The organism is Micromonospora sp. NPDC049523, assembly GCF_040676775.1.
Lineage (GTDB): Bacteria > Actinomycetota > Actinomycetes > Mycobacteriales > Micromonosporaceae > Micromonospora_G.
In genome coordinates this window covers 1-2,616 of record NZ_JBFAPP010000054.1, presented here as the reverse complement: position 1 = coordinate 2,616, position 2,616 = coordinate 1, and the positions used below count along the sequence as shown (strand labels likewise).

Below are 2,616 nucleotides of genomic sequence, written 5' to 3'. Positions count from 1 at the left end.
CGGCGCAGAAGGTTCAGGTGTCGGCGTTCCCGGATGCGTACGCGCAGTGGGAGAACCAGGCCGCGCACATCGTGCAGGACGTCTGGACCAAGTAAGCAACACGAATAGCGAACAGAAGCCGGGTCCCCTGTGAAAGGGGGCCCGGCTTTTCGCGTACGCGGAAGTTGTCGTGGCTCAGGGCGTACCCAAAAAGGCCCGGACCTCGGCGCTGAACTGCACCGGTCGGGTGGCATGGACCTGGTGTCCGGCCGGGATGGTGACCAGCCGACCGGCCGGAAGCTGCTCGGCCATGGCCGAGATCTGTTCCTGCGGCAGGTGGCTGGTCGGTCCCCCTGCGATGACGAGGGTTGGCGCGACGATCTGCGGCAGGGCCGCCGCCCAACTCGGATCGGGTGCGTTGAACTGGGCGATGATCGCCGGTCGCACCGCCCAGTCGTACGGCAGTGGCTGGTCCGGGCGTTGTGGCATGGTCAGCCCCAGTGGGATCGGCGGCGGTGTCTCCTCCAGCACCAACGCCTCGACCCGATCGGGATGTGCGGCGGCGAAGAGGTACGCCACCACACCGCCGAGCGAATGCCCGACCAGCGTCACCCGGTCGAGGCCCAGTCCCTGGAGGAATCCGAGCAGGTCGTCGCGCATCAGCTCGACCGAATACCGGCCGGGCTGGTCACTGTGCCCGTGACCGCGCAGGTCGAGGGTGTAGACCCGCCATCGGTCGGTGAAGTCGGCCAACACTTCGCCCCAGGTCGACCCGTCCCCGCCGCCGCCGTGCAACAACACCATCGGCGGGGCGCCGAGCTCGCCGGTGACGCGGTAACCCAGGTGTACGTTGCCGACGTCGAGGAGCCGATGGTCAGTCACGCCCGGAGGCTAGCAACGTATGGGTTCCAGCGCTGGCCGGATCACACCCGGCTCGGGTCGTTGTAGCCGGAGGCGTACTCCTGGCCGGAGAGCGCACCGATCGCCTGGACGATCTCGTCGGTGGCCCGGCGCCGATCGGACGCCGACGTGGCCTCGCCGTAGTCGGGGCCGAAGTGCAGCGGGGTGCCGAACCGGATGGTCACGCGGCTGATCCTCAGCAGCTTCTTGCCGACGGGCTGGATCCGTTCGGTGCCCTTGAGCGCAACCGGTACGACGGGTGCCCGTGCGGTCAACGCCAGCCAGCCCACACCGACCCGGCCACGGTAGAGCCGTCCGTCGACGGACCGAGTGCCTTCGGGGTAGATCCCGAAGGCGTCACCGGCGCCGAGCACCTCCAACGCCGCGTCGAGTGATGCCTGCGCCGCGCGGTTGGCTCCGCGCTGCACCGGGACCGAGCCGATCGTGATGAAGAACCAGCGGACCACGCGTCCCTTGAGCCCTCGACCGTGGAAGTACTCGGCCTTGGTCAAGAAGACCACGCGCCTCGGCGCCATCAGCGGAATGATGACGCTGTCGAAGAACGACAGATGGTTGCTGGCAAGGATCACCGGCCCCTCGGCGGGTACGTTCGACCGGCCCTCGATGACGGGCCGGAAGAAGAGTCGGACCAGTGGAATCAGCAGCAGTCTGGCTATCCGGTAGAGCACCCAGGCTCCCATCGATGGCGTGACGGACGGTGGTGTCAGGGGACTATAGCGTCCGAACGGTCGTACGCTAAAGGGGTCGTTGCTCGCTATAGTGAGCGCCGTGAGCCCGCGTCGATCCAGCACCGAAGCCGGTCGAACCCGCGCCGCGATCCTGGCGCGCGGTGTGGCGGTCGCGTCGACCGAGGGCCTGGAAGGACTCACCATCGGCCGGCTCGCCACCGATCTGGGGCTGAGCAAGTCGGGGCTGCTGGGCCACTTCGGCTCCAAGGAATCCCTCCAGCTCGCGGTCGTCGACACGGCTGCCGAGATTTTCTTCCGCGAAACAGCCGACCACGCCATCGGTGCCGCACCGGGGCTGCCACGTCTGCGTGCCATGTGCGAGGCGTGGATCTCCCACCTGGAGCGTGAGGTGTTTCCGGGTGGCTGCTTCTTCACCGCCGCTGCCAGCGAGTACGACGACCGCGACGGCCCCGTACGCGACGCCGTTGCCGGGCTCGTCGGGCTGTGGGAACGCGACCTGCGTCTGCACGTACGCCTGGCGGTGCAGGCGGGTGACCTGCCCGCGGGGACCGACTCGGACCAGGTGGTGTTCGAACTGGTCGGCCAGATGCTCGCGCTCAACCACACCCTCCGGTTGCACCGGGATCGCGGCGGCTTCGTCCGCGCCCGCCGTGCGATGGCCCGGCTGCTCGGCCAACCCGAAGCCACCATCTCCGCACCCCCGGCCGATGCGCCGCAGCCCGGCCGTGCACCCGTCACCTCCGCCTGACGGCCCCAACACGCCCCGCCCACCCCCGGAGTCCGCCCCCAACCCCATCCTTCGCCACGCGGGAACCCACCCCCCAAACCTCGCGGGGGCCTCTTTCAGTGAATGAGGGGTTATTCGTTCGCGGATAGCCCCTCTTTCTCTACATCAGGGTTTCCGTGTGGGTTGGGTGTCGGGTGTGCGAGGCTTTTGGGCTTGATCAACTCTCGTCGGGGGCGGGTTCGCGGAATGTTGGCGGGCCGGGGGTGGTTATACATCGCGTACGACCGGAGCAGCGCCGGG

The 2,616-nt window shown here is 68.4% G+C and carries 3 protein-coding genes; 1 reads left to right on the top strand and 2 read right to left on the bottom strand.

Annotated elements, in window-relative coordinates; genetic code table 11:
- Positions 1-174 precede the first annotated feature (174 nt).
- Entirely contained in the window at positions 175-861 is a 687-nt protein-coding gene (locus tag AB0J90_RS35590; RefSeq protein ID WP_363603495.1) for an alpha/beta hydrolase, read from the bottom strand.
- A 41-nt stretch (positions 862-902) separates the two neighbouring features.
- Positions 903-1,580 (bottom strand): lysophospholipid acyltransferase family protein, encoded by a 678-nt coding sequence (locus AB0J90_RS35585; RefSeq protein WP_363603494.1) that lies wholly within the window; start codon positions 1,578-1,580, stop codon positions 903-905.
- A gap of 88 nt (positions 1,581-1,668) precedes the next feature.
- Here AB0J90_RS35585 and AB0J90_RS35580 point away from each other — a divergent pair, with 88 nt between their 5' ends.
- Positions 1,669-2,337 carry a TetR/AcrR family transcriptional regulator gene (locus AB0J90_RS35580; RefSeq protein ID WP_363603493.1) on the top strand — a complete coding sequence of 223 codons (669 nt, stop codon included), beginning with the start codon at positions 1,669-1,671 and terminating at the stop codon, positions 2,335-2,337.
- Positions 2,338-2,616 lie beyond the last annotated feature (279 nt).

Bases quoted from the DNA above. Each gene is read 5' to 3' on its own strand.
- AB0J90_RS35585 (WP_363603494.1), bottom strand. From the start codon at position 1,580: ATGGGAGCCTGGGTGCTCTACCGGATAGCCAGACTGCTGCTGATTCCA.